The sequence below is a fragment of the Thermovirga sp. genome (genome assembly GCF_017656375.1).
Lineage (GTDB): Bacteria > Synergistota > Synergistia > Synergistales > Thermovirgaceae > Thermovirga.
In genome coordinates, this window is sequence record NZ_JACDOB010000065.1 from 1 (window position 1) to 3409 (window position 3409).

The window sequence follows — 3409 nt, forward strand, 5'->3', positions numbered from 1 at the left end:
ATTATAAAAAATGGCAAGAAAGTTGTTTGGAGTGACCCCGTCATAAATAAGGCTACCGGCATGCCCGTCATAGTGTGTGCCAGTCGGGTAGAAGGGGAAAACGGGCAGCTAGTAGGTCTTGTTGGTGCCTCTATGTCGCTTGACTATTTGACAAGAGGAATAAAGGACCTAAATTTAGGTGGTAAGGGATATGCCTTTTTGGTTGGAAGAGATGGATTGACTTTAGCCCATCCTAATAAAGATCTTGTTATGAGTTTTAACGTGTTGAATGCGGATGATGTTGGATTTGAGGGGTTATCTCGATTAGGTTCCATGATGGTAGCAGGCAAGGATGGAATGGGGAAAATAAAAAGCCCAGATGGAGTCCAAAAGCTTCTTTTCTTTACTCCCATAGGTGCAAATGGTTGGTCTGTAGGCCTAGTGATATCTGAAGATGAGCTATATGCTGGTGTTAGGGCCTTGACGCTTAAAATTTTGTTAATCATGGCCACAGGCTTACTAATCATAATTGGGATGATTTTTTATATGTCCGGTTCTATAACTAAGAGAATAGGGGGCTTTGCGGACAAGTTAGAGATTTTGGCTAAAGGAGATTTTACAGTATCTTTTGATGCAGAGGGAAGTGATGAAATAGCCCAGATGGGGGCAAGCTTAACAAAAACAGTGGAAGGCCTTAAGGAACTGTTTAAGGATATTTTAAAGATGACAGAAGAAATAGGCCAATCTTCAGAAGGGCTTAGTGCAACGGCAGAAGAAACAGGAGCCGCAAGCGAGGAGATGACTGCAAGGGTGGAGGCTGTAAACGACAATACCCAAAGCATTGCCGCTGCCGTTGAAGAGCTAAGTGCAGGCGTAGAACAGGTGGCATCTAGTGCTCAGAACTTGGCAACCTTGGCTCAGGAGCTGGCCAATCAGTCCGGGGAAGTTGAAAGGAGTGCTAGTGAGGGGCAGAAGGCTATAAAAGATATAACGAAAGCTGTGGAAACAACGCAGGAAAAGACAGACCTGACAGCAGAGGTGATAAAGGACGTTGCAGGCAAAGCTATGAACATAGGAGAGATTCTGGAGCAGATAAACAATATTGCGGAGCAGACGAACCTTCTGGCGCTGAACGCTGCCATAGAAGCTGCGAGAGCTGGAGAAGCAGGAAGAGGTTTCGCCGTGGTTGCTGACGAGATAAGGAAGCTTGCGGAAAACAGCAAGGATGCGACTCAACATATAGGCGATATCTTGGGAAGAATTCAGGAAGGGGTGCAGAAGGCAGTAAGCGCCACAGAAGAGGTCGTAGGGGCTGTTGAGGAATCACAAGTTAAAACCAAGGATGTTGATCTAAAGCTTGAAAGGATAATGGAGCAGATAAAATCCATAGCTTCCAATATTCAAGACTTGGCGGCATCATCTCAACAACAGAGCGCATCTAGCCAGGAAATGGCTAGCATGGTAAACAACGTTACTGAAATGGTGAATTCCATAGCTTCTGCCATGAAGGAAATACACCTTTCAATAAAGGATTTTGCTGATTCGAGCCAGGAAGTAAGCGCTTCCAGCGAAGAGTTAAATGCCGCAGTGGAGCAAATGGTAGAGAGTATGAAGCGCTTTAAGATATAGAGCAGCATTAAGCTACTCTATGGGGGGGATAAAGATGGCGGACATGCAGATTACTGGGGTATCCTCAGGTATTGATTGGGGAAAGATAATTGACGAGCAGATAAACAGTAGACGGGCCATAGAAAGCCAATGGAAAGAGGAGCAGCAGAAGCTTGAGGACAAAGAGGCTCTGTACAAAGAGCTTGAGACATATTTTAAGGATCTCAAAAGCAGTTTAGATCCCCTAACCATGGAGTCTACCTTTTTAAATAAAAAGGCGGAGATTAGCGTTTTAAGTGGCTCTGAGGATTTTCTCTCCGTGGAAGCTGCTCCGGACGCCTCCGTAGATAGATACGAAGTAGAAGTGCTGCAGGTAGCTAAAAACCATCGTGTGACTTCAGATCGCCAAGATAGCAGCTCTGATACTTTGGGCCTTAGTGGGACATTTGGTCTTGCTATAGGCTCTTTCAGTGTTTCTGTGACGGTAGATGAGGGTGATAATCTTGAGGCAGTGGCCAACAAGATAAATGATTCTGTCTCGAAAGCTGCAGAGGAACAAAGCATAGCCCCTCCGATAGCAGCTGAGATTATAGACAACAGGTTGGTTATATCCAGCACTAAAACTGGAGCTGATTATGCCATTACTGCTACTGATGCAGATGGAGTGCTTAAGTCCCTTGGAGTTATCGATGAGACAGGTGAATTTAAAAATGAGATCCAACAAGCTTCTAACGCACTCTTGAACGTAGATGGCATTACCATAGAACGTTCCAGCAACACCATAGATGACGTGTTTGAGGGCGTTACTTTTGATGTGAAGTACGAGGGCAAGGCTTCGGTTGATATTGTCTTGGATGCAGAAGAGGCTGTTAATGGCGTTAAGAGCATGGTGGAGGCCTACAATGCTGCTTTGGATTGGATAAATATCCGCATGACAGAAGAACCCGTTTCAGATCCCAAATCGGATATAGAAAGAAGGTGGGGCTTGCTCAGGGGCGATTCCTTGTTGTGGGGATCGAAGCAGGAGATGAGGTACATAGTGAGTAGACCTAGAGATGCAGGCGATGGCGAGTTGGCTACTCTTGCATATTTGGGCATAGAGACGGAGTCAGTGGATTACGGCAAGAGCGGTAAGCTTCAGTTCGATGAATCCAAATTCATGGAGGCGATGTTGGAATCTCCGGAGAAAGTCAAGAACATAATGAATTCTTTTGCCGGAGAGCTTAAAGCCTTTGCCGATGGTAAGATATCGGAATCTCCACAAAATGTTGGTCTCACTACAGCTAAGGAGGGGGAAATCCCTAACAGGATAGATCAGCTGGAGAGACAGGCAAGAGCTATATCTCAACGCATAGATGCTCTTGAGGCTCAGTTGGCTATGGAGCAGGCTGCCTTAGAGGCCCTCTACACCAACATGGAGACGCGCCTTGCAGAACTCACAAAGATGTCGTCATATATAACTTCTCTTAGTTCTCTTTACTACCCCCCTGGAGGAGATAATTCTTAGCGAGCGCATATAAGATTTTTGTAATTTAGATATGTTGTTTTGAATACTTTTTGCCGAAAACTAAGCAGGGCAGAGCTTTTCTGCGAGGTGATGAAAGTGAATGAGCTTTGTGGGCTGCAAGGGATTGGCAAGGTAGTTGGTAGCGGCAAAGATGCAAAGTTAAAGGGTGTCGGAATTGATGGCCAAGAGGGTAAGGCTGACGGTTTTTTGAATGTCTTGGAACCGAAAGCTGATGCCTCAAGTGAAAAATTAGAAGGTTCGGATGTGCCTTTTAACACAATAACAGGGAAAGAAAACAAGGATCTTGTGCCTTTG

General features: G+C 45.2%; 3 protein-coding genes. All 3 read left to right on the top strand.

What is annotated here, in order from left to right:
* Positions 1-1608 (top strand): methyl-accepting chemotaxis protein (locus H0Z23_RS08740; RefSeq protein WP_296869064.1); only part of this gene is annotated, 1608 nt, incomplete at its 5' end.
* A 34-nt stretch (positions 1609-1642) separates the two neighbouring features.
* Positions 1643-3094, top strand: coding sequence for a flagellar filament capping protein FliD (gene fliD, locus H0Z23_RS08745; protein ID WP_296869065.1), 1452 nt, complete (start codon positions 1643-1645; stop codon positions 3092-3094).
* Positions 3095-3190: 96 nt separating this feature from the next.
* The coding region (locus H0Z23_RS08750; protein ID WP_296869066.1) for a hypothetical protein at positions 3191-3409 on the top strand (219 nt) is incomplete at its 3' end.